The 25083-nt window shown below is 45.3% G+C and carries 21 protein-coding genes; 12 read left to right on the top strand and 9 right to left on the bottom strand.

Annotated features, from left to right (window positions below; genetic code table 11):
* Positions 1-194 precede the first annotated feature (194 nt).
* The gene (locus AC1HDP_RS10620; RefSeq protein WP_479638742.1) at positions 195-1385 is read left to right on the top strand and encodes a class I SAM-dependent rRNA methyltransferase; all 1191 of its coding nucleotides are present in this window, start codon (positions 195-197) and stop codon (positions 1383-1385) included.
* 156 nt (positions 1386-1541) lie between these two features.
* Here AC1HDP_RS10620 and serA read toward each other — a convergent pair whose 3' ends face one another.
* On the bottom strand, positions 1542-2771 hold the full coding sequence (gene serA, locus AC1HDP_RS10615; RefSeq protein WP_479638741.1) for a phosphoglycerate dehydrogenase: 1230 nt from the start codon (positions 2769-2771) through the stop codon (positions 1542-1544).
* Between the two features lie 670 nt (positions 2772-3441).
* On the opposite strand from serA, the gene AC1HDP_RS10610 reads away from it, so the two are divergent.
* The 4 genes from AC1HDP_RS10610 to katB all read left to right on the top strand — a co-directional run bounded on the left by AC1HDP_RS10610 (position 3442) and on the right by katB (position 7875).
* Positions 3442-4668: a NupC/NupG family nucleoside CNT transporter gene (locus tag AC1HDP_RS10610; protein WP_479638740.1), complete on the top strand. Its 1227-nt coding sequence runs from the start codon at positions 3442-3444 to the stop codon at positions 4666-4668.
* Between the two features lies 1 nt (position 4669).
* A complete protein-coding gene (gene deoD, locus AC1HDP_RS10605) occupies positions 4670-5377 on the top strand; it encodes a purine-nucleoside phosphorylase (protein WP_479638739.1) in 708 nt (235 codons plus the stop codon).
* 346 nt (positions 5378-5723) lie between these two features.
* Positions 5724-6167, top strand: coding sequence for a PaaI family thioesterase (locus AC1HDP_RS10600; protein WP_140933699.1), 444 nt, complete (start codon positions 5724-5726; stop codon positions 6165-6167).
* 244 nt (positions 6168-6411) lie between these two features.
* A complete protein-coding gene (katB, locus tag AC1HDP_RS10595; protein ID WP_479638738.1) occupies positions 6412-7875 on the top strand; it encodes a catalase KatB in 1464 nt (487 codons plus the stop codon).
* Between the two features lie 114 nt (positions 7876-7989).
* On the opposite strand, the gene AC1HDP_RS10590 is transcribed toward katB, so the two are convergent.
* A complete protein-coding gene (locus AC1HDP_RS10590; protein ID WP_479638737.1) occupies positions 7990-8547 on the bottom strand; it encodes a TMEM165/GDT1 family protein in 558 nt (185 codons plus the stop codon).
* A 665-nt stretch (positions 8548-9212) separates the two neighbouring features.
* On the opposite strand from AC1HDP_RS10590, the gene AC1HDP_RS10585 reads away from it, so the two are divergent.
* The gene (locus AC1HDP_RS10585) at positions 9213-10397 is read left to right on the top strand and encodes an amino acid permease (RefSeq protein WP_479638736.1); all 1185 of its coding nucleotides are present in this window, start codon (positions 9213-9215) and stop codon (positions 10395-10397) included.
* A 128-nt stretch (positions 10398-10525) separates the two neighbouring features.
* A complete protein-coding gene (locus AC1HDP_RS10580; protein WP_479638735.1) occupies positions 10526-12682 on the top strand; it encodes a S46 family peptidase in 2157 nt (718 codons plus the stop codon).
* 11 nt (positions 12683-12693) lie between these two features.
* On the opposite strand, the gene AC1HDP_RS10575 is transcribed toward AC1HDP_RS10580, so the two are convergent.
* From AC1HDP_RS10575 to AC1HDP_RS10560, 4 genes are all read right to left on the bottom strand, one after another.
* A complete protein-coding gene (locus AC1HDP_RS10575; RefSeq protein ID WP_479638734.1) occupies positions 12694-13413 on the bottom strand; it encodes an RNA pseudouridine synthase in 720 nt (239 codons plus the stop codon).
* A 22-nt stretch (positions 13414-13435) separates the two neighbouring features.
* On the bottom strand, positions 13436-14113 hold the full coding sequence (locus AC1HDP_RS10570; protein ID WP_479638733.1) for a hypothetical protein: 678 nt from the start codon (positions 14111-14113) through the stop codon (positions 13436-13438).
* Positions 14114-14182: 69 nt separating this feature from the next.
* Positions 14183-14869, bottom strand: a complete 687-nt coding sequence (locus AC1HDP_RS10565; protein WP_479638732.1) for a hypothetical protein — start codon at positions 14867-14869, stop codon at positions 14183-14185.
* Between the two features lie 70 nt (positions 14870-14939).
* The gene (locus AC1HDP_RS10560) at positions 14940-16271 is read right to left on the bottom strand and encodes a Na+/H+ antiporter NhaC family protein (RefSeq protein WP_479638731.1); all 1332 of its coding nucleotides are present in this window, start codon (positions 16269-16271) and stop codon (positions 14940-14942) included.
* Positions 16272-16662: 391 nt separating this feature from the next.
* On the opposite strand from AC1HDP_RS10560, the gene mpl reads away from it, so the two are divergent.
* From mpl to AC1HDP_RS10535, 5 genes are all read left to right on the top strand, one after another.
* Positions 16663-18024, top strand: a complete 1362-nt coding sequence (gene mpl / locus AC1HDP_RS10555; RefSeq protein ID WP_479638730.1) for a UDP-N-acetylmuramate:L-alanyl-gamma-D-glutamyl-meso-diaminopimelate ligase — start codon at positions 16663-16665, stop codon at positions 18022-18024.
* Entirely contained in the window at positions 18024-18665 is a 642-nt protein-coding gene (locus tag AC1HDP_RS10550; RefSeq protein WP_479638729.1) for a flavin prenyltransferase UbiX, read from the top strand. Before mpl ends, AC1HDP_RS10550 begins: the two co-directional genes overlap by 1 nt.
* Before the next feature lie 7 nt (positions 18666-18672).
* Positions 18673-19203 carry a hypoxanthine phosphoribosyltransferase gene (gene hpt, locus AC1HDP_RS10545; protein ID WP_479638728.1) on the top strand — a complete coding sequence of 177 codons (531 nt, stop codon included), beginning with the start codon at positions 18673-18675 and terminating at the stop codon, positions 19201-19203.
* A gap of 71 nt (positions 19204-19274) precedes the next feature.
* On the top strand, positions 19275-20210 hold the full coding sequence (locus AC1HDP_RS10540; RefSeq protein WP_479638727.1) for an ABC transporter ATP-binding protein: 936 nt from the start codon (positions 19275-19277) through the stop codon (positions 20208-20210).
* Positions 20207-20977 carry an ABC transporter permease gene (locus AC1HDP_RS10535; RefSeq protein ID WP_479638726.1) on the top strand — a complete coding sequence of 257 codons (771 nt, stop codon included), beginning with the start codon at positions 20207-20209 and terminating at the stop codon, positions 20975-20977. The genes AC1HDP_RS10540 and AC1HDP_RS10535 overlap by 4 nt, the downstream gene beginning before the upstream one ends.
* A gap of 134 nt (positions 20978-21111) precedes the next feature.
* Here the strand turns inward: AC1HDP_RS10535 and AC1HDP_RS10530 are convergent, their stop codons facing one another.
* From AC1HDP_RS10530 to panC, 3 genes are all read right to left on the bottom strand, one after another.
* Positions 21112-23427, bottom strand: coding sequence for a methyl-accepting chemotaxis protein (locus AC1HDP_RS10530; protein ID WP_479638725.1), 2316 nt, complete (start codon positions 23425-23427; stop codon positions 21112-21114).
* Positions 23428-23518: 91 nt separating this feature from the next.
* A complete protein-coding gene (locus AC1HDP_RS10525; RefSeq protein ID WP_479638724.1) occupies positions 23519-24025 on the bottom strand; it encodes a DUF4124 domain-containing protein in 507 nt (168 codons plus the stop codon).
* Between the two features lie 205 nt (positions 24026-24230).
* Entirely contained in the window at positions 24231-25079 is an 849-nt protein-coding gene (gene panC, locus AC1HDP_RS10520; RefSeq protein ID WP_479638723.1) for a pantoate--beta-alanine ligase, read from the bottom strand.
* Positions 25080-25083: the final 4 nt, after the last annotated feature.

Raw genomic sequence — 25083 nt, 5'->3', positions numbered from 1 at the left:
CTACAAATATATGAATGACAGCGATTGTATGCTTAAGGGGTTTACAGCTCAAGCAACATAACAAGCTGCTGATGATTAAGGCGAATTGCTCACTGCTTAGGATTAATCTGATTTTATCCCTCTAACCTAGTAGAATATTGGCCAATTTGAGCGCGGAAGCTAATTTCTGCGCAGGGTAATGATTAGGATTAACTATGGCCATTCGTATTAAGCTTCACCCAAAAAGGGAGAAATCCCTAGAACGTCATCATCCTTGGGTGTTTGCCAGTGGTATTCACAATATCAAAGGTAAGCCAGTCAATGGTGATACCGTTGATGTGGTTGCCCATGATGGCAAATGGTTGGCCAGAGGGGCGTGGTCAGAAGCCTCACAAATTCAAGTGCGGGTTTGGACTTTTGATAAAGAAGAACAAATAGATAGAGACTTCTTTATGCGCCGCATCATTCGCGCCCAAGCAGGCCGCGAGCATGTGATTGCTGAGCAAGGCTTAACGGGTTATCGCTTAGTGGCGGCAGAATCTGATGGCTTACCTGGCATTACCATAGATAAGTACGCCAATGTGCTGGTGTGTCAGTTATTAAGCGCTGGCGCCGATTTTTGGCGTGATACCTTAGTGTCTGTCTTGGCTGAGCTTTATCCTGATTGCGCCATTTACGAGCGCTCAGACGTAGAGTCGCGCAAGAAAGAAGGCTTGCCATTGGTCACTGGCTTATTGCACGGTGAATTGCCAGCTATGCCTGTGATTATTGAAGAAAACGGCATCAAGATAGCTGTGGATGTGATTAAAGGCCATAAAACAGGTTTTTATTTAGATCAACGTGATAACCGCGCCATCGCTGGCCGTTTTGTCAAAGGTAAGTCAGTACTTAACTGTTTTTGCTATACCGGCACCTTTGGTTTATATGCCGCTAAAGCTGGCGCCAGCAGCATTGAGAACGTTGATGTATCAGCGTTAGCATTAGCCACTGCCCGCGAAAACATGGCGATTAACGCCATTGATGACGCTCATGTCAATTACAACGAAGCCGACGTGTTTAAGTTGCTGCGTGATTATCGCGACCAAGGTAAAACCTTTGATGTGATAGTGCTCGACCCACCTAAGTTTGCGGATAACAAGGCGCAACTTAACGGTGCTTGTCGCGGTTACAAAGATATCAACATGATTGCTATGCAGTTACTGAACCCTAACGGCATATTATTGACCTTTTCGTGCTCAGGATTAATGCCGGCTGACTTATTCCAAAAAGTAGTCGCAGACGCGGCGCTTGATGCTAAGCGTGATATTCAGTTTATCGAGCGTTTAAGTCAGGCATCGGATCATCCGATTGCTGGCGGCTTCCCTGAAGGATTTTATCTTAAGGGCTTAGTGGCGCGCGTGTGTTAATCGCCCGAGCACTAGTCGCTAAGTAATCGCCAGACTAGCTGGTTTAACCTTCTGTCTTGCAATAAAAAAACACCCAGATTCAGCATCACTGACTCTGGGTGTTGTTGTCTCTGATTGCCATTAATTCATGTGCTACAGCAGGCCATCAACTCAGGCTTAGTGTAACAGTCGGGTGCGAATGGTGCCGTCAATCACTTGCAGTTGCGCTAAAGCTTCTTCAGCATCGCTAGTATCAACTTCCATCACTACATAACCTATGTCGGCGGTGGTTTGCAGGTACTGGGCAGCAATGTTGATGCCTTTTACCGCAAAGGCTTGGTTGATTTGAATTAATACCCCTGGGCGATTGCTGTGAATATGCAGTAATCGCGAAGTACCTGTGTGCTGTGGTAATGACACTTCAGGGAAGTTAACCGCAGATACGGTTGAGCCATTGTCTGAGTATTTAGCGAGTTTGCCCGCGACTTCAATACCAATGTTTTCCTGTGCTTCGGCGGTGCTGCCGCCCACATGCGGGGTTAAAATGACATTGTGTAAACCTTGCAGCGGCGATACAAAGGCCTCGTCATTGGAGGTTGGCTCGACGGGGAACACGTCAATGGCGGCGCCGCTAAGCTTGCGCTCCTTTAATGCCACGGTTAAGGCATCAATATCTACGACTGTGCCGCGCGAGGCATTGATCAAAATACTGCCTTGGCGCATAGACGCTAATTGCTCTGCGCCTATCATGTTGCGCGTTGCATCGGTTTCAGGCACGTGCAAACTAACCACGTCAGAGTTGGCTAATAATTGCGTCAGGCTATGGATTTGCTGGGCATTACCGAGCGGCAATTTATCTTCAATATCATAGAAAGTAACCCGCATACCTAAGGTTTCAGCCAATATGCCAAGCTGAGTGCCAATATGGCCATAACCTATGACGCCTAAGGTTTTGCCTCGCGCCTCAAAGCTGCCAACGGCACTCTTAAGCCAACCGCCTTGATGCGCTAAAGCATTGCGCTCAGGAATGCCCCGAAGCAGCATAATAATTTCACCCAGCACAAGTTCCGCTACGCTGCGGGTATTAGAAAATGGCGCGTTAAACACTGGAATGCCAAGCTTTTCTGCGACCTTGATATCCACTTGATTAGTGCCAATACAAAAGCAGCCAATGGCAATTAATTTGCTGGCATGCTGCAAGACTTCAGCGCTCAAATGGGTACGAGAACGTATGCCGATAAAGTGAGCATCACTAATGGCGGCAATGAGCTCATCGCCAGTTAATGAGCCTTTGTGGCTAACAATATTGCTGTAGCCCGCTCTCTTTAACACTTCCATGGATGAAGGGTGCAGGCCCTCAAGTAACAGAATTTTTATTTTATCTTTATTAAGCGAGTGTTTCGCCATAGGGCACCTTCAATTGAGTGTTTTATGTCTTTGCCAAGAGCCAATAATGGGAGAAATATCAGCTTAACGCGTGTAAATCAATTGCACTGTTACCTGTATCACCTTGTTGCGCCATTGGTGGTGATTACAGTTAAAAATTAACTTATCACTTTTATCTTGAGTTGTAGAGGTCTAGATGGCTGAAGTAATAGTTTTTTATGGCGAACAATTGGCGGTAGCAATCTAGCCACACTGGCTATCACTGGCTAAGTGCTAGTGGCTGGGGCACGTTTACAAGCAGTAGCAACTAAACATAGCGAAACTGTCCCGTGGTTTTGCGACTAATGATGGCGATACTTCTTAGATTTTTTATTTCATTTTGGTAGTTTAATTTCAGAAAGTGGGGCGGGATCTGGCGTAAGGCCCAATGATTAGCAATATTTGTGGCGCTGGATTTTTGCGCGCACATGTTGTGTTTGTTTGGTTAAAACTTTGCGCTTGCTGTTGGTTTGTTGTTGGTTTGTTGTTGGTTTGTTGTCGAGCGCCTAGCAGTTAACAACAAAAAATTGATAAACCAGTGGTTAATGTTGGATATTCTAATATTCATTTAAACTAAGTGATCTTTGTCTCTTGTCCTTATTATTTCACTGGTTACACTGCTGCCATTGCGAAGACATGGGGTGTAATTTGTATGGAAGTTTTCATCAGTTTGGTTGGCATGATGTGCTTAATTGGCTTAGCGGTGATGTTGTCGGAAAACCGCCGCGCCATTAAATTACGCACTGTGCTTGGGGCCTTGATATTTCAAGTGTTCTTTGGTGCTTTCGTGCTCTATGTGCCAGCGGGGCAAGCTGTGCTTGATAGCGTGTCATCGGGGGTGATGCAGGTTATTGGCTACGGTAATCAAGGCTTAAGCTTCTTATTTGGCGATTTAGCTAATTTTAGCTTGGGCTTTATCTTTGTGATTAACGTGCTGTGCGTGGTGGTATTCATCAGCTCATTAATCGCGACCTTGTATTATCTTGGCATAATGCAATTGGTGATTGGTGTTGTGGGCGGCGCCTTATCGCGCATTCTTGGCACCAGCCGTGCTGAATCCTTATCAGCCACCGCCAATATCCTAGTAGGTCCTATTGAAGCGCCATCTATGGTGCGCCCTTTCATCAAGCGCATGACGCGTTCTGAATTATTTGCAGTAATGACCGGCGGTCTAGCCTCAGTGTCTGGCGGCACTATGATAGGTTATATCCAAATGGGCGTTGATGTTAAATACATACTCACAGCCGCCTTTATGACGGCGCCAGCCGGTTTGTTATTTGCCAAATTAATGTGGCCTGAAACTGGCACCGTTGAGAACGACATCAACAAAATCATCGACGATCAAGAAGACAAGCCTGCCAACGTATTAGACGCTGCTGCCAATGGCGCCGCCATGGGTCTGCAACAAGTGCTGTCAGTTGCCGCGTTATTGCTTGCATTCGTGGGCTTGATTTCGTTAGTCAATGGCCTGATTGGTGGCGCTGGCGCTTGGTTTGGTATTGAAAACTTAACCATGCAATACCTACTCGGATTCGTTTTAGCACCGCTCGCTTGGGTGATGGGCGTGCCTTGGAGTGAAGCTCCACTTGCGGCCTCTTTCATTGGTCAAAAGATGATTATTAATGAGTTTGTGGCCTACATGGACTTCTTAGCCATCAAAGAGCAACTTTCTGAAAAAACCCAAATTATTATCAGTTTTGCCTTGTGTGGCTTTGCCAACTTAGGCTCGCTTGCCATGGTGATTGGAGGGTTGGCGGCGCTGGCCCCTGAGCGTCGTAAAGATCTCAGCGCTATGGGTATCAAGGCTTTAATTGCAGCCGCAATGGCCAACTTAATGAGCGGCACCATTGCTGGCTTATTGTTTAGTTTAGGAGCGTAACATGACACCACATATTAATGCCCAGAAGGGTGATTTTGCTAAGACACTGTTGATGCCAGGCGACCCACTGCGCGCTAAATACATTGCTGAGAACTTCTTAGACAATGCCCGTTTAGTGACAGATGTGCGCAACATGTTAGGTTATACCGGTGAGTATCAAGGTAAGCCAGTGTCTGTGATGGGTTCTGGTATGGGCATTCCTTCTATCTCGATTTATGCCAAAGAGTTAATCACTGAATACGGTGTTGAAAATATTATCCGTATCGGTTCGTGTGGCGCCATTAGCGAAGATATCAAGCTGATGGACGTAGTGATGGCCATGGGCGCGAGCACGGATTCGCAGGTGAACCGCAGCCGTTTTGCTAACACTGACTTTGCTATGATTGCTGACTTTGGTTTGCTGCGCCGCGCAGTAGATGCCGCTGAGCAGCAAGGCGTGAATTACCGTGTAGGTAACTTGTATTCATCGGATTTATTCTATTCAAGCGATGATAATCGTTATGATTTAATGGAAAAATACGGCATTTTGGGCGTTGAAATGGAAGCCGCTGGTTTATATGCCGTTGCTGCTGAATACGGTGCTAAAGCGTTGGCCATGATGACTGTCACTGACCATATCCGTTTAGGCCAGCACTTAACGGCAGAAGAGCGTCAGCATACTCTCAATGAAATGATTAAGCTGACCTTAGCGGCGATTCATACCTTATAAAAAAGTGAAGATTTACCCTACAGGTGTCAGCGTACCCATCCCAATAAAAAAGGGGCGTTGACACCACCCCTGCTATTTTTTGCTGCTGTTCTGGCTGATTGTGTTTGATTAATTGATCTCACATTCATCATGAGTTCAAATTCTGCGCGAGCATTGCCACTTTTTACTCCTCATTTTTTTCTGTTTGCTGACGATTGCAGGCGCAATCTTGGCGCTATAAACACGCATTTTTACTATTTTTTCGAGTAATCAGTGCGCTGCAAGGTCTCAAGTCGTGTAAAAGCGCTAGCATCCCCTTAGCTAAACCCATTACACTGTTTTCTTTTTCATGCTCTAGGATGCAAATATGAGTATCTGGTTTCAACCTGTCACCATAGAACAATGTGAACAATTAGATATGGGCATCAATGGTAAAGGAACCTTGATGCAAACCATGGGCATTCGTATCACTGAGATTGGCGATGATTACATGACAGCCACTATGGAAGCGACTCCAGCTGTGCATAATCCCTTGGGGATAGTTCACGGCGGCGCCAATGTGGTATTGGCCGAAACTGTGGCTAGTTATGCTGCTAATTTTGCGGTGGATTTCACTCGCTATTTTTGTGTGGGTCAGGAAATTAATGCCAATCACATTAAAGCGGCGCGCAAAGGCCTGTTAACTGCAACGGCTAAGCCGATTCATTTGGGCAAACGCACCTCAGTCTGGGAAGTGCGCATTACTAATGCGGCCGGTGAATTAACTTGTATTACGCGCATGACAGCTGCCGTGGTTAAACGTGCGCAATAACTAAGCGTTCTTGCAAATAATTGTCATTTACCACTCTAACTTGATACACATCAAAGTATTAACAAAAATTTGAACTTATTCTCTAGATTGGTCTTTTAATCTGTAATTGCGATTGCTTTCATTTGTTTTAATCGTTTTGTATAAAATCGATAACTCGCTATTCTAATTGCAATCAGATTGAAGCCAATAATTTGGCTTAGGAATTCAAATTTTTAGCATCATAAATGATGCATTGGAGTGTTAAATGGACAAGCAACCTCAATATCTTACTTCTCAAAATGGTGCACCGATTAGCGACGATCAAAACTCGCTGTCTGCCGGTGAACGTGGCCCGTTATTACTGCAAGATTGGCACTTAATTGAGAAGCTCGCGCATTTCAACCGTGAACGTATTCCTGAGCGAATCGTGCATGCCAAAGGAACCGGTGTATATGGGGTGTTTACCTTAACCAAAGACTTGAGTGACTATACGATTGCCGACCATTTCAATGGTGTCGGTAAGCAAACCGAAACTTTCGTGCGCTTTTCTACCGTTGGCGGCGAAATGGGTTCTGCCGATGCTGAGCGCGATCCGCGTGGCTTTGCGGTGCGCTTTTATACTGAGCGCGGAAATCACGACATTGTGGGTAATAATACCCCGACCTTCTTTTTACGCGATGGCATTAAGTTTCCAGACTTTATTCATACCCAAAAGCGTAATCCGCACACTAATTTAAAAGATCCACAAGCGATGTGGGATTTCTGGGCGCTGAATCCAGAAGCTATGCATCAAGTCACCATCTTAATGTCAGATCGCGGCATTCCAGCTAACTATCGTCAAATGCACGGTTATGGCTCCCATACTTTCTCATTATGGAATGCCAAGGGCGAGCGTTTTTGGGTGAAGTTCCATTTCAAGAGTCAGCAAGGCATAGCTAACTTAACGGCTGAGCAAGCGGATATTTTAAAAGGCATAGATCCAGACTCAAGCCAGCGCGATATGGTGGTTGCTATCATGGATAAGCAGTTCCCACGCTGGTCGGTGAACGTGCAAATCATGCCAGAAGCGGATGCTAACCATTACCGTATCAATCCGTTTGATTTGACCAAAGTGTGGCCACATCAAGATTATCCGCTGATGGAAATTGGTGTGTTGGAACTTAACCGTCTGCCCCAAAACTATTTTGCTGAAGTTGAGCAAGCGGCAATGGCGCCAAGTAACTTAGTGCCAGGTGTGGGTGCCTCACCAGATAAAATGCTGCAAGCGCGTTTGTTTGCTTATGCCGATGCCCAGCGTTATCGCATCGGAGCTAACTACAATCAATTAGCGGTTAACTGCCCACATGCAACAAGCAGCAATCATTACCAGCGCGCTGGTGCTATGGCAGGCAGTCAGTGCCCATATCATAGCCATCAAACTGGCGGTGATAGCAGCGCTAACTATGGTCCAAACACTCAAGATACGTTAATGGAAGCGCCAAACTTGAGCGAGCCACCATTACGCTTAGAAGGAGAAGCGGCGCGATACAGCCGTTACGAGCAAGATGACTATAGCCAAGCCGGTAACTTGTACCGCATCTTTAGTGAAGATGAAAAGCAGCGCTTGGTGAGCAATATTTGCTCTACCTTAAGCCAAACTAGCTTAGCGGTGCAGCAGCGTATGGTTGAGCATTTTACTTACGCGGATAGCGATTATGGCCTGCGCGTTAAGCAAGGCTTAGCTAAGTAAAACTAGCTAAGTAAAATTAGCCAAGTAAACAGCAGCTAACTTAATAGCTAAATCCAATGCCAGCCTATGCTGGCATTGTTTTTTAGGTTGCAGTAATAGCTCGCTTAATTGGTCTTAGCGCCACAATAAGGTCACTATGCCAATTAAGGTAAAGAGGATTGCGCAGCTGCGTCTAATCAAGGTTAATGGCAGTTTTTCCGCGCTATAATCGCCCATCATCACCACGGGTACATTGGCAAGTAGCATGCCGATGGTCGTCCCTAAAATTACCATAGCTAAATCATCAAAACGGCCAGCCAGTACGACTGTCGCCACTTGAGTTTTATCGCCCATTTCGGCCAAGAAAAATAACACGAAGGTGGCAATAAAGGCGCCATAGCGGTAAAAGCCGGTTTGCTCATCATCCATTTTATCTGGCACTAATACCCATAAGGCGATGGCAAAGAAAGAGGCGGCTAATAGGTAGTGCGCCATCTGCTCGGATATGAAGCCCATGGCCCAATGGCCAAGACTGGCAGCGGCGGCATGGTTGAGTATGGTGGCAAATAAAATACCGGCAATAATGGCAGTTTTATTGCGAAAACGCGCAGCTAGCAATAAGGCCAGTAATTGAGTTTTATCGCCAACTTCGGCGATAGCAACAGCGAATGTTGAGGTAAGTAGGGCGTCCATAAATCATCTTTCTCGGGGGGCGCTCATAATGAGGCAAGAAAACAAAAGCACAATGATCCCGCCACCCCAATAGTGCGGATCTTGTGCTCAGGTCTTGCTGGGCGCGGATACATAAGGCTATGTATGCTTGCTATGAATACCATGGCATGTGGCCAATTGTGTTGATATCCATCCCTACACTGACGTTATCCATTGGAATTGTCTGTCTAGGTTAGCTACTCCCCCGAAGCGGCGAGCATTGTAATCAAGCCATGGCGCTTTGCCAATCAAAGATTGTAATTATTCACCCTGCCAATGCCTGACTGTAATTTTTGAGCATTTGCGCCTAAAAAACCCATGAGATGGGTTAAAACCTAACAATAGGGTAAGTCATTGGACTTGTGCCGATGAAATAGCTTTGCTATGGTCGCGATAGTCTTCAAAAAAATATATGTGATATGTCAATGTTGAAAGAATGCGTTAAGCGATTTAGTCAGCCCCTGTGGCTGAGATAGATCTCTCTAGGATCCACTTAGCTATAGGGGCCAATTGTCACACTAAATATTGTATTTAGTGGTATACGATTGGGGATAAGTGCTTCCACAGCGATATTAATATCAATACGCTTTTGTGCAGTTCTGATGTCCTTTCTCAAAATAAATAATAAATAAAACAGGACGTAAACTTTGAATTCAAAGATATTAGGCTCAATCGCCATAGTGGCAGGCACTGCCATTGGTGCTGGCATGTTGGCATTACCCTTAGCAACAGCGGCTCTGGGTATCATACCTGCCATGGTGTTACTACTGCTGGTATGGGGTGTATCGGCTTATACCGCCTTACTTATGTTAGAAATTAACTTACGCTCAGGCGTAGGTGATAACGTCCATGCCATTACTGGTAAAATCCTCGGTAAAAAAGGCCAACTTATTCAAGGGGCTTCCTTCTTAAGTTTATTATTTGCATTAACCGCGGCCTATTTAACTGGCGGCTCGTCGTTATTGGTATTAAAAGCGCAAAATCTATTCGATATGCAGCTTGATAACCAATTAGCTGTGATTATTTTTACCTTGGCCTTAGGTGGTTTTGCTGCCTTAGGTGTGTCTTGGGTTGATAAAGTCTCACGGGTGTTATTTTCACTCATGATAGCCTTACTCATCTTAGTGGTGTTGACTTTACTGCCTGAAGTTAACTCAGTATCTTTATCGCAAACGGTAGTGGGTTCATTCACTAATAGCTGGATGATAGCCATTCCTGTGATCTTCACCTCCTTTGGTTTTCATGTATGTATTGCCACCTTAGTGCGCTATTTAGACGGGGATGCCAAGAGCCTAAAGCGAGTCTTATTAATCGGCTCAACCATACCATTACTGTGTTATATCTTATGGTTACTGGTGACCTTAGGCACAGTTGGCGCCACTCACATAGATTCATTTTCAGGTTCATTAGCGCAGTTAGTTACGGCTTTGCAGCAAATTGTGGCAAGCCCTATGGTGAGCAAAGCCATTTCATTCTTCGCCGATCTCGCCTTAATTACTTCTTTCCTTGGGGTGACCTTAAGCCTGTATGATTTTGTGGCTGAACTAATTCGAGCTGATAATAGCATTAAAGGTCGCAGCTTAACTTGGTTACTGACCTTTGTGCCGCCGTTAGCCTGCGCGCTCTATATTCCAGAAGGCTTTGTGGCTGTGCTAGGTTTTGCGGCTATTCCATTAGTATTTATGATTATTTTCTTACCAATTGTGATGGCACTTAAGCAGCGTCAGCAGCAGACTTCTGGCTATCAAGTGGCCGGTGGCAAGTTAGCCTTAGGCTTAGCTGGGATTGCCGGTGTCGTTATTATCGCTGCACAATTGTGGGTTGCTTTGTAACGATATTTGTAAAACAGTGTAATCACTAGGTTTTGATATGATAAAGTCGGGTAGAAACTCGGCTTTTTTTTGTCTTTAATTTGGCAGCGTTAGGGAAAGCTAATAATAGGTCTAGATGGAAATTACTAATGAAAAAATGGTTACTAACAGTTGTGGTCGCAACTAGTTTACCGGCCTTCGCTGATGAGGGCATGTGGCAGCCGCATCAATTGCCGGCAATGGCTGATGAGCTTAAGGCGAAAGGCTTAGAAATTGATGTTAACAACATAGCCAAACTCACCGAATATCCTATGAATGCTGTGATTAGTTTAGGGGGGTGCACCGCATCCTTTGTGTCCCCTAAAGGCTTAGTGGTCACTAACCATCACTGCGCTCATGGTGCAATTCAATATAATTCGACCCCAGAAAAAAACTTGCTGAAAGACGGTTTTCTAGCCAAAACCTATGCTGAGGAATTACCAGCAACCCCTGGCTCACGTATTTATGTCACTGAAGACATTAGCAATGTGACTCAAGAGGTTTTGGCTGATGTTGCCGCTAAGCAAGGCAATGAGTATTACAAGGGCGTTGAAGCGAAAGAAAAGCAGTTAGTCGCTAATTGCGAGCAAGGCGGCGGTTATCGTTGTCAGGTTTACAGCTTTCATAATGGACTAGAGTATTACTTGGTTAAGCAATTAGAAATTCGTGATGTGCGCTTAACCTATAATCCAGCCGGCAGTGTCGGTAAATATGGCGGCGATATCGATAACTGGATGTGGCCGCGCCACACTGGCGATTTCTCGTTTTATCGCGCCTATGTGGGCAAAGACGGTAAGCCTGCTGACTTTAGCAAAGATAACGTGCCTTATGAGCCTAAAAGCTTCCTTAAAGTCTCGGCCAAAGGTGTGAGTGACGGCGATTTTGTGATGGTTGCGGGTTATCCTGGTCGCACTAACCGTTATCGCACTGCGCAAGAAGTAGAAAACCAATTTATTTGGGCTTATCCCCGTGGTAAAGAGCTGCGCGAAACCTTTATCGATATCATCAAGTCAACCGCGCCTGAGGGCAGTGATGAGCGAATCAAGTACGAAAGTACCTTGGCAGGTCTTGCCAATTACGCGAAAAACTTTGGCTCTATGATAGAGTTTTACGGCAAATCTAACATGCTCGCCGAGCGCCAAGCTCAAGAAGCGGCATTGGCACAATGGATTAAGCAATCACCAGAGCGCAGCTTGCAATATGGCGATGCCTTAAATGAGCTTGAGCGTTTAGTTGAGCAAAGCCAAGACAATCAAGACCGCGACTTGCTCATGAGTTATTTGAACTCAAGCACTATGCTGCCCACCGCGCGCAAGTTATATCGTCTCGCCAATGAAAAGCTGCTGACCGATATGGAGCGTGAGCCTGGGTATCAACAGCGCGATATGGTTAGCATTAAGTCTGGCATGGAGCGTATTGATCGCCGCTACGCCGCGAGTGTGGATAAAGCCTTGATGCTCGAAGTGCTGAGCCGTTATCAGTTGTTATCAGCCGATCAGCGACTCCCTGCCTTTGATAAAGCCTTCAAAATCAATCAAAGCACGACTCCTAAGCAGCTCGCAAAAATCGTCGATAAGCTCTATGCCCGCACTGAGCTTAATGATCAGGCAACGCGGTTGGCGTGGTTAGATAAATCAGTTAATGACTTTACAGCGTCCAATGACAGTTTTATCCGCTTAGCTGTGGCCTTGTATGCATCTGACATGGCAGAAGAAGCTAAGGCGAAAGAATTGGCGGGTAATTTAATGAAGGTGCGGCCGCAATACATGGACGCCATCATTGCCTATAACCGTGAGCAAGGTAAACCTGTGTATTCTGATGCTAACTCAAGCCTTAGAGTCACTGTCGGCCACGTTAAAGGCTATCAGCCAAAAGATGGTTTGCAGGCACTGCCTTTTACCCGCTTAGAAGGTATTACGCAAAAAGATACTGGCGCTGAGCCATTTGATGCACCCGCTAAGCAGTTACAACTGATTAATGACAAGCAATATGGTGATTACTATATGGCCGCCATTGATTCTGTGCCGGTTAATTTCTTATCGACCTTAGATACCACGGGCGGCAATTCAGGCTCGCCGACCTTAAATGGCCGCGCTGAATTAGTGGGGCTGCTGTTTGATGGCGTTTATGAAAGCATCATAGGCGACTGGGGTTACAATAATGACATTAACCGCTCGATTCAGGTCGATAGCCGTTACATGTTATGGGTAATGCAATATGTAGATAATGCTGACAACTTACTCAATGAAATGGTGATAGTTAAGTAAGGGGGGGGCAGCTACGTAAGCTTGAGCCCACAGGCGCGATAAAGCGCCTTGATTTCAGCGGCCTCTAGGGGCCGCTTATTATTTTCATCCAACCCATCCAGACTTAGGGTCATCATGCCGATTCGCTGTAAATTTATCACTTTAAAACCAAGTGCCTGACACATGCGCCGAATCTGGCGATTGAGCCCTTGAGTGAGGCGAATGCTAAATTGGGTAGCACTAAGTTTTGCGCACTCACACGGCAAGGTGGTGACTTCTTGATAGCTCACTCCGCGCGCCATAGCATCAATAAAGGCCTGATTGATAGCAGGCGTCACAGTCACTAGATAATCTTTGTAATGACCAAAGTCAGGATGAAGTAAGTGCTGAGTTAAGTAGCCATCATTAGTCAGTAGCAATAAGCCGCGAGAATCCTTATCTAAGCGCCCAGCGGGATAAACGCGTGTGGGTAAATCCAGTTGATGGATGATGCTGCTGGGCATATGGGGCAGTAAGCGGCAATCAATGCCCACAGGCTTGTGATAAATCCAATAGCTGTAATTGGCTATGGGGCAAATCGGGCGACCATCAATCTCGACCTGCAATAACACATCATCGCCATGACAATATTCAACGATATCAGTATGGCTGGCACTCTTGCCATTAAGGCGCACATGTCCAGCCTCGATTAAGCGGCAGGCTTGGCGGCGCGAATGCTCGCCGCACAGGGCTATATATTGGCTTAATCGCATGATGGCATTCTCATCAAAGGGGTTACTTACTAAAGTGTTGTGGCACTAGTTTGCGCACTTTAAGCGCTAAGGCAATATCCCACAATAGATGGGTGATGACTAAGCACCAAGCGAACATTGGGTCGAAGCAGAACTCATCATGGCGCACATGGGGTGATAATAATTGAGGGTCACTGATATCTAAGTGGCTAATATGGCTGATGCTAAAAAATAATAATAAAAAGCTACATAGCATTAAAAACTTACTGAAATAGGCGCGATACATTATCCCCGCCAATAAGCTAGTGCAACCCAGTAGCGTGGTGGCGATTACGGCATTGTAGTGAGCTACAAAGTGCCAATGGCCGACATTCAGGGGCAGCACGCCCAGCATGAATAAACAAATCGATGAATAAATACCAATCCAAGCGACTAATTTAGTGAGGCCGCCGATAGGCAATGACATTAGCCCTATCATGGCAATAAACATGCAGGTGCTGGCAATAATTAACGAGCCGTTAAAAATGAAGGCCAACTTAAAAGTGCTATAGTTACCCAGTTGCTCGGGTCTAAAGTGGAAGGCATTGAACCCTATCGTGAAATACTGCTCTAGCAGCACGACACCTATGCCAATACAAGCCACTATGGTACTGGCAAAGATTAGCAAAATAATTAAATGATGCAGGTCGCAAAATTGATAGTCTTGATGGTGGTCAGGCAAAATGATTACTACAGGCTAAGGAGGCAGCGGGACATTAACATTATCAGTCGAAGTGAATAGTTATAACTGTCACAATTTAAGATGTACATTATACCTTTCCAGCATCAATCTGTGGACAGCTAAGGCTAAACCAAGGCCAGTGAATATGGTCATAATCGCGTGGATCCAGGTTAAGCTACCCATAGATACCCACAAGTAAGGTTGGTCAATTTGAATGAAGCTGAGCTTATTTAGATCAAAATGAAAAGACAGAGCTAACACGCACAGTAAACCGATAAAGCTGGTGATGGATAAAAAGGGATGACACCAGTTAGGATCTAACCTGCGGGAAATTAATAGCAAGCCAAAAAACACCCCTGTGGCAATATGAAAAATCAGCATGGCCATTTGGTGGGGGAAAGTGTCATTTACCGGAAATAGCCCTAATAGCATGATGCTAACGCCCGCGAGAATACCCACATAAGCGATAGCTTGGCATAAGGCGTGCAGTCTTAAAAAAATCAAGCTTATCATAGCTAAAATAAAACAACAGCCTGTGAGTAACAGGCTGATGTTGTAGATAATAGCTAAGGGTGATTGCAAGTAATCACCCAAGATATCGATATTGACAGTAAACAAGCTGAAACTTAATTTTTGGAACATCAATAAGGTAGTGATCGACATACCTATGCTTGAGATTAATACGCTAACCAGTGTCATATGGAACACTAGTCGGTATGGGTCAAAGCTATCGAGTTCAAAAGGCGGCGGCTGCACTGAGTTATTCCTTCATCAAGTATTCACTGAGTATAGCAAGCCGCGGCTTACTGTCTTTTCTCTCGCGTGATTAGTGGCGCTTACGGAAGATAACAATCGCAATCGCTACTACCGCTAAGATCATGCCGTACCAAGAGTAAGTCACTACGGCCAGCGGGCTGATGGTAAAGATAGACGCCAATAACAAGGCTTGAGCGCCATAAGGCAGTAAACCTTGAATAATACAGGCGAAAATATCTAATACACTGGCGGCGCGCTTTGGTGATACCCCGTGTTTTTCGGCTAAGTCTTTAGCTATATCACCTGTGACTACGATAGAAACTGTGTTGTTAGCCACACAAGCGTTAGTGGCTGCAACTATCGCGGCCATACCAAGCTCAGCGGCGCGGCATGAAGCTTCGCCTTGGGCTTTAGAAAAGCGAGCAATCAGCTTTTCAATTTGAGCACTCACAAATGTCAGGCCACCTTGCTGCTGCATTAATGCCGCTAAACCGCCAACCAGCATAGATAGGATGAAAATTTCCTGCATGTTGGTAAAGCCAGCATAGATATCTTTACCAAAGGTAATCACGTCATATTGACCGCTAATTAGCCCAGTGCCGCCTGCCAGTAAAATACCAATAGCCAGCACCACAAACACGTTAAGCCCTGCCACAGCCAAAATCAGAATAGTTAAATACGGAATAACTTTAACAAAATCGATAGGTTGGCTTGCTAGTTCAACATGGCCCTGACCTAAGAGAGTAAATACCACTAAGGTGATGAGTGATGCTGGTAAGGCGAAGATTAAATTCTCACGGAATTTATCTTTCATTTCACAGCCTTGAGTCCGAGTGGCCGCAATTGTGGTATCAGAAATAATCGATAAGTTGTCACCAAATAAAGCGCCAGACATTACGGCACCAGCCATTAGCGGTAAGCTGATCCCTGCTTGAGTGGCTACCCCTAGGGCGATGGGGGCTACTGCTGCAATAGTGCCCATCGAGGTACCCATGGCGGTGGCAATAAAAGCGGCGATGACAAAGAAGCCCGGCAGCAGTAACTGAGATGGAATTAACGATAAGCCTAATGCCACAGTCGCATCGACGCCGCCAGTGGCTTTAGCCACAGAAGCGAATGCACCTGCTAATAAATAAATCAAACACATAGCAATAATGTTGCTATGGCCTATGCCGGCAATAAAGGTCTCAATGGTTTGATTCAAGCGCTGCTTAGATAACAACACGGCAATGATAATGGCCGGTAAAATCGCGACTACGCTTGGCAGTTGGTAAAAGGCAAAATCTACGCCTTGGGCTTGGAAATATAAACCAGCGCCGATAAATAGCACTAAAAATACGGTTAATGGTAACAGGGCAATAATCGAGCCCGATTTAGGTTTGGCGATAACAGGATTGCTCAATGGTCTTCTCTCTTATTGTAGTAGGCCTAACACACGAACATCCATGGACTGCTGTGACGGCAAATTCGGAAGATCAAAACACATTCTGACCTTAATTTACGGCAAGAATAAGTGAATGATCGGTCTCTGTCAATTTAGCCGTCTAGATGTTTTTACTGCTGCGACGCTTTTGTGAGCTAAATCGGATAAATCCGTAAGGCTTTTTGAGCTTATAAATTGTTAATACTGATTTTTATGGTGGCCCCCTTGCTATTAAGCTAGCCAAATCCACGAGCATGTCCTTTAAAAACCGCGCGCCAGTTGGCATTTATATGGTCTTGGGTAAATTTGCTGTTTGTGTCGGCATCGATGCTGCGTACAATAGTTGTTAAGTCAATCTAATGAGCACGATATGCATATTCATATTCTCGGTATTTGTGGCACTTTCATGGGGGGTATTGCCTTGCTAGCAAGGGCTATGGGTCATCAAGTGACTGGTAGTGATGCCAATGTTTATCCTCCTATGAGCACTCAGCTTGAAGAGCAGGGGATCAGCTTGATCCAAGGCTTTGATCCTGCGCAACTAGATCATGGCCCCGATCTGGTGGTGATAGGCAATGCGATGAGTCGCGGTAATCCTTGTGTTGAAGCCGTGCTCGACCGCGGACTTAAATATACTTCTGGGCCGCAATTTTTAGCCGACTATATTTTACCGAATAAATGGGTATTAGCCGTGGCGGGCACCCATGGTAAAACCTCAACGGCGAGCATGCTGGCGTGGGTGCTGGAAGCTGCGGGTTATCAACCTGGCTTTTTAATTGGCGGCGTGCCGCAAAATTTTGGGGTTTCAGCCAGATTAGGCGCTACCGACTTTTTTGTGGTCGAAGCCGATGAATATGACAGCGCCTTTTTTGATAAGCGTTCTAAATTTGTCCACTACCACCCAAGAACCTTTGTTATTAATAACTTAGAGTTTGATCACGCCGATATCTTTGCCGATTTAGCGGCCATTCAGCGCCAATTTAATCATGTTATTCGCACCATTCCTTCCCAAGGCAAGGTCATTTGGCCAAGCGCGAATAATGCCGTGCGTGACGTGATTGCACAGGGCTGCTGGAGCGAGCAAGAAACCTTAAATCTAGATAAGGCCAATGCTGGCTGGTATTTAGAAGCCTTGTGTGATGATGGCCATGAGTTTGCCGTGTATCTTGATGGCGAGCTTCAAGGGGTTGTTAACTGGAGCTTAATTGGTCGCCATAATATGGAAAACGGCCTGATGGCGATTGCGGCTGCGCGCCACGTTGGGGTTGCTCCTGCTATTGCCATTGAATCCTTAGCGCAATTTGTTCCACCAAAGCGTCGCCTTGAGCAGTTAGGCGAGGTTAATGGCGTGACTGTATATGATGACTTTGCTCATCATCCTACCGCTATCGCAACTACCTTAGCGGCGCTGCGCGCCAAAGTGGGTTCTGAGTCTATTAGCGTGATTTTAGAAGCGCGCTCTAACACTATGAAAAGCGGTGTTCATAAAGATACCTTAGCTGGCTCACTGGTGTTAGCTGACAAAGTTTATTGCTATCAATCAGATGCCGTGCAGTGGGATATTCTCGCCGCTATGAAGGCTGCCAATATCGATGCTGAAGTATTAACTCAGGTGGATGAAATTGTGGAACGCGCCTGCAGCGCTCCATCTAAGCATATTTTAGTCATGAGTAACGGCGGCTTTGAAGGCATACATGGCAAGATTTTAGCTAAATTGGCAGGGAAGGCTTAATGGAGCACCATGTTAAAAGTATTAGCCTTGGCTGGACAGGCGCCTCGGGCGCCCCTTATGGCTTAACTTTATTAAAGTGTTTGCTGGATGCGAATTATCGGGTGTTTTTGATGATTTCATCGGCTGCGCGCGTAGTTCTTGCGACTGAAGAAGGGCTTAAACTGAGCGCTAATCCTGAGCAAGCTAAGGCGCAAATCTTAGCGCGCTTAGGTTGTCAAAGCGGCGATCTGGTGGTGCTTGGCAAAGATCAATGGTTCTCGCCGCCCGCATCCGGCAGCGCCGCCCCTAAGCAAATGGTGGTGTGTCCGTGCTCTACTGGCTCATTAGCCGCGATTGCCACTGGTATGAGTAACAATTTATTAGAAAGAGCCGCCGATGTCATGCTTAAAGAGCGCGGTCAATTAATCTTAGTGCCGCGGGAAATGCCGTTTAATAGCATCCACTTAGAGCACATGCTTAAGCTTACTCAAATGGGCGCTGTGATCATGCCTGCGTCGCCAGGCTTTTATCATGATCCCAAATCAATTCAAGATCTGGTAAACTTCGTGGTCGCCCGAATTTTAGATCATTTAGGCGTTGACCATGTATTAAGCCAACGCTGGGGCTATGACTCAGGCGTTAAGGCTGACACCGACAATTGAGAATGATATGAAACACACCATTGAAGAGATGATCTCAACCGCAGAGATTAATATTAAGCTGGACGAGTTGGCCGAGAAAATCAACGCCCATTACGTCAACAGTGAGCGTTTATTAATGGTGGGCTTACTGAAAGGCTCGGCTGTGTTTATGGCAGATTTATGCCGTCGTATTCAGGGACACGTTGAACTCGATTTTATGGCGGTTTCTAGTTATGGTTCAGCCATGACCAGCTCTCGTGATGTAAAAATCCTCAAAGACATACAGTCAGACATTCAAGGTCGTGATGTATTAATCGTTGAAGACTTAATCGACTCAGGTAACACCCTTAACAAGATCCGCGAAATGCTGTTGCTGCGCGAGCCTAAGAGCCTAGCCTTATGCACCTTGTTAGATAAGCCTGAGCGTCGCGAAGTCAATGTGCCTGTTGATTTCGTTGGCTTTACCATTCCTGATGAGTTTATTGTTGGTTATGGTATCGATTACGCTGAGCAATACCGAAATCTACCTTATATCGCTAAGGTTATTCCACTGGAATAAACCTAAAGACTCCCGCTGCTGCGGGAGTTTTTTTATCTAGGCTTCATTTTGACTTTTGTTAGGATAACTTCATGACTCAGGCCGCGCTTGAAATAATCGGATTACAAAAAACCTATAAAACGGGTGTGCATGCCGTCAAAGGCATTAGCTTAAGCGTGCCACAAGGCGACTTTTTTGCATTATTAGGTCCTAATGGTGCTGGCAAGTCGACCACCATAGGCATTATTAGCTCATTGGTGCAAAAGAGTGCTGGCGCGGTTAAAGTGTTTGGCCATGACTTAGATACTGAGTTAGAACAAGCCAAGTTATGTATCGGTTTAGTTCCGCAAGAGTTCAATTTCAACCAGTTTGAAACAGTACTGCAGGTGGTTGTCAATCAAGCCGGTTATTATGGTGTGCCGCGTTCTATCGCCATGGATCGCGCTAAAACTTATTTAAGTCAGCTCGATTTATGGGAAAAACGCAATAGTCAGTCACGGGAGTTATCGGGCGGTATGAAACGCCGTTTAATGATTGCCCGCGCGTTAATGCATGAACCTAAGTTATTAATCCTCGATGAGCCTACGGCTGGGGTTGATATTGAGCTGCGCCGCTCTATGTGGGACTTTCTACGCAACCTTAATCAGCAAGGCGTCACTATTATCTTGACGACTCATTATCTTGAAGAAGCTGAAATGCTGTGTCGCCACATAGGCATTATCGACAAAGGCCGCTTAGTTGAATGCACTAGCATGAAGAAGCTATTAAGCCAGCTCACCAAAGAAACCTTTATTTTAGATTGTCCACAAGGGCTTGAAAGCGCGCCTGTGCTTGATGGTATGGAGTGCCGCTTAGTTGATAAGCATACTGTCGAAGTGGATATTGAAAAGCATCACAGTCTTAATCAATTATTTCACGCCTTAACAGAGCAGAGCATATCCATTGCCTCCATGCGTAATAAGTCCAATCGTCTCGAAGAGTTATTTGTCCGTTTAGTGCAGCAAGGCGAACAGGGGAGTGCCTCATGAACCACTTATATTTAGTGGCATTTAAAAGTATTTTGGTAAAAGAGATTAATCGCTTTACCCGTATTTGGGTGCAAACCTTAGTGCCGCCAGCGATTACTATGACCTTATACTTCCTGATTTTTGGTAATTTAGTGGGCAGTCGCATCGGTGAAATGGGCGGCGTATCTTATATGTCGTTTATTGCGCCGGGTCTTATCATGATGTCGGTGATCACTAACTCTTATTCCAACGTGGCCTCGTCATTTTATAGCGCAAAATTTCAACGTAACCTTGAAGAACTGATGGTGGCGCCTGTGCCGCATTATGTGATGATTGCGGGTTATGTTGGCGGCGGTGTTGCCCGCGGCCTATGCGTGGGCTTGATAGTCACCTTAGTGGCGAGTTTCTTTGTGGACTTGCACGTAGAACATTGGGGTTTAGTCGTGCTGACCGTGTTACTTACCTCGATGATGTTTTCGTTAGCCGGCCTCATTAATGCGGTCTTTGCTAAGAGTTTTGATGACATCAGTATCATACCTACCTTCGTGTTAACGCCATTAACTTACCTTGGCGGCGTATTTTATTCCTTATCACTGCTGCCTGAGTTTTGGCGCGGCGTATCGACGCTAAACCCTGTGGTTTATATGATTAACGTATTTCGTTATGGATTTTTAGGCATTGCCGATATTAGCGTGCCTTTATCTGTGGCGATTATGATGAGCTTTTGCGTGGTGTTTTGGTGGCTGGCTTATTATCTAGTGTCGCGCGGCATTGGCCTTAGAAGCTAAGTGCTAGCGCCAAAGAATTAGTGGTTAACATCGGCTAAACAGAGTAATAAACAAGGGGAGCATTGGCTCCCCTTGTGTTTATCTGCTTAAAGGTTGTGACCTTGCGGCGTGACTTGGCGTGATGAATTAACTAGTTAAAACCTAAAGTTAGATAACTGCTTCATCAATAAGTTAGCTTCAACTTCTAGGTCTGATGACAAGCCCTCTGAGGTCTTAGTTTTATTAGCAATATCATCGGCAGACAGCGAAATGTTGTGGCAACTTAAGCCTATCTCCTTGGTCTGCAGTGCTTGTTGCTTGGCTGAACTGGCAATTTGTAAATTCATGGCGTTAAGCTTTTCTATCATGCTGACAATATCATTAAGCATTTCACCATTGGTGACACAAGCCGTTTTACCCTTAGCCGCCATAGTGCTAACAGTGCCCACTTGCTGTACTACATTTTGCGTTTCATTTTGTAGGCGCTCAATTTTCTTGCGGATTTCTTCGGTCGAGCTTTGAGTGCGGCTAGCTAAGGTACGCACTTCATCAGCAACCACAGCAAAGCCGCGTCCTTGCTCACCGGCTCTTGCGGCTTCAATGGCGGCGTTTAAGGCGAGTAAGTTAGTTTGCTCAGCAATGCCTTGAATGACATCAAGCACTGAGGCGATAGATAAACTCTCTTGCGCGAGATTATTAATCGATAGCGTCACCTGACTCATGCGACTCGTTAAGCTATCCATCTCATCGCCTAGGTCTTGCGCCACCACAGCCGTTTGCTTGCACTTGTTATTAGCAATATCTACGCCTGTCGCCGCTTGCTCGGCAGACATGGCCACGCTTTCTACCGATGTAGTCAGCCTATCTATGGAGTGAACAACAGTGCTCGCTATGGCTGATTGCTGCTCTGTGGTGGAACGCGCAGTTTTCATGTCTTGAACGATAAGCGAGCTGTGCTTAAAGATGTTTTTTGATGTGTTGTCTGATTGCCCAAGTAACGATTGAATTTCCGAGAAAAACTGATTCAAGCCATGACTTAATTTACCTAGCTCACCACTAGTATTGGTATCTAAGCGAGTGGAAAGGTCTTTGTTGGCGCTGATAAGACTAATTTTATCGATAGTTGCCACTATTGGGCCCGCAATGCTGCGGCCAATGATGGTGCCGACGACTAAGGCGACTAGCAGTAATACCAAGCACACGAAGGCGAGTGTCTGGTAGGTAGAGGTTTTTAATTGTTGTAAGTCTTGAACGGCTTCAGCTTCATCGATTTCACTTAATATGGCCCACTCAAGGCCGAGTATATGCATAGTGGCAAACGCTGAAATAACATTGTTATTGCGAAAATCCTTGATGATTTCTACGCCATTTTCACCTTTAAGGGCGCGGCGCGCGCTTGGCGTATCTACCGCTTGAATACCGATAGCCGTATTTTTAGCTGACAGGTTAGCGATAGTATCTGCGGATGCATTACTTTGACGCATGGCCTGTAAATAACTGTCTTTATTTTCCAGTAAGAAGCGGTTTTGGCTGCGTAATAAACCATCAGCCCCGACTAAGTAGACCTGACCGCTGTCACCTAAGCCGGAATTTTTCCAGTGTTGGTGGAAGGTCATGATGCCATTGATGTAATCCACTGGCATTTGGAAAATAAGCACGCCAATGGCGCCGGAAGCATCGTGGATTTCGGTAGCGATAAATGAGGCAGCATTTTCATAGGAAGGGTAGTACTTAGCAAAATCTTCTAATACCACTTTGCCTGGCTCGGCTAAGGCTCGCTTAAAAACCTTGCCTAAACCAGAGTCGGCATAGGGGCCTGAGACTAAGTTAGTGGCAAAATCTAATTCTTTAAACACTGAGTAGACCACATTACCTTCACGATCGACTAAGAAGACGTCGTAGTAACCAAAGGCCTGTAAAAACTCATTGATATTGGGATGATATTTAGTGTGGAACTTAGTGTAGTCAGTATCGTCATTGGTCGCATTAAGCTTATTTTTTTCGCCTAAGGGGTTAGTGTTACTGGCGATATAAGCGGTTTGAACTAGCTTGGCATTGTCTGACAATTGTGTGAGCTTAGCGCTGGCATTGCTGTCATAATCCTGATTAAGCTTGCGATATTGCTGGCTAAAGTCGTTATCGTAATAAGCAGTTAGGCTTGAGACTTGATTATCGTAGTTGCCATAGGTCTGTTGACCAAAGTCGGCGAAACCTTGGGAAAAGCCCTTCATGGCTTCTTGGATCATGGGTGATGACGCCATAGTCGTCACTTGGCTCGCGATAGTCCCGAAGTAAGCTTCGATTTCTTCTTTTTTGATTTCACGGATGGAGAGCAGTTGCTCACTGGCACGGTTGGTGATGGCATCTTCTGAATGGATATAAGTGCGCCAACTAATAATGCCGCCAGCAGCAAAAATACCTAAGCTACACATCAACATACAGGCCAAAATGATTCGATTTGCGATTGTCATAACTATCCTTGTCGCACTATTGTTCCTAAGTTCAGTATAGTCATGAAAATTAAATATCAATTTAAAGTGTATGAAAAAGAGAGAATTATCCTTAGTTAGGATTTTCAACAATAGAGTTTTTATGCTCTAACAGTTGTTCTATGGCAGTTTGGTTTTCAGTCGTTAATTCATTGAAATGATTTTCTAACTGAGCTTGAGCCTTCACGTATTCCGGGTGGGTCTTTTCTTGTTTCTGCCAAAAACGGTGCCGTTCGAGTTTTTGGAGTTCACTGCGTTTAAGAATTTTGTAATAGGCAATTTCTTGTTTAAGCCTAAATACTTCATCATCGACTAATTGCAGTAATTTATCTTTCGATAAGGTTTGTTGATTAAGCAGCACCAGCAGGGGATCTTTAGGTTGCTTAAGTTTGTCGCTGTCTGTGACTTTGGTAAAACCGAGTTGGAATTCAATTTCGTGCTGACGGAAATCATTCGGGCAGGTGGTTTGCGAAAAGATGACTTTGCCTTCTTTAATGCATTTATAAATTGCTCCGTGGCTAGATGAACTTATTAGTCCAATAGCAACAATAGTCAATAAGCTCAGTCTGGGATCGCTCATTTTGCTGAAAATCCTTTTTTAGCTACTGATATTACTGGCGTCAAACTAGAGCGCTTAGTATCATGATATTTAACTATCGGTTAACATTATGCGTGATGATATTGAGTAATACCAGCTTTTTAACTTAGTAAGGGCTAAGCCTCATAGCTAAATATGTGTTTGAATACATAGCCAAAGGCTTGAGCTGGGCTTGAATTAGTTTGATTTAGTCGCGAGTAAACTCGAGATTATCAATTAGCCGAGTCTTACCTAAGTAAGCGGCGGCTAAAATCACTAAGTGTTTATCAGTAGGCTCTGCGGGGTGTAAATTGCTAGCATTACACACGGCCAAATAATCGGGCTTAAAGCCCAATGCTTGCCATTGCTGCAAAGTGTTGGCAATGGCGTTATCTATATCCAGCCCTTGAATAACCGCCTGCTCTAGCCTATCTAGCCCTTGCTTTAATTGTGGAGCTAGTTGCATTTGCTCGGCGGTCAAATAGCCATTACGCGAGCTTAATGCTAAGCCAGACTCTGCTCTTTGAGTGTCAATGCCAACAATTTCAATGGGTAAGCATAGGTCGGCCACCATAGTCTTAATGACTTGTAATTGCTGATAGTCCTTATTGCCAAATAAGGCTATATCGGGCTGCACTAAGTTAAATAGCTTAGCAACCACAGTCGCAACGCCGCGAAAATGCCCTGGGCGACTGGCGCCGCACCAAGCTTCACTAATGCCTGGCACATCAACCACAGTTTGCGCTGCTAACCCCCTTGGATACATGGTTGACACTTGTGGGGTAAATAGTAAATCGGCGCCAACAGCCGTTAAGGCTTGAGTATCTGCGTTTAAGGTTCGTGGGTAGGCATCTAAATCTTCGTTAACGCCAAATTGCATGGGATTAACAAAAATCGACACTACCACTTTATCGGCGCGGGCAAGCGCTGAGGTCACTAAATGTAAATGACCTTGATGTAAGTTGCCCATGGTCGGCACCATAGCTATGGTTAAACCTTGCTGGCGCCAAGTGCGGATTTGTTGACGTAACTGCTGGATATTGTCTAAGCAAATCATAGTA

The sequence above is a fragment of the Shewanella sp. ISS20 genome (genome assembly GCF_056522965.1).
This window is presented reverse-complemented; position numbering and strand designations above follow the sequence as displayed.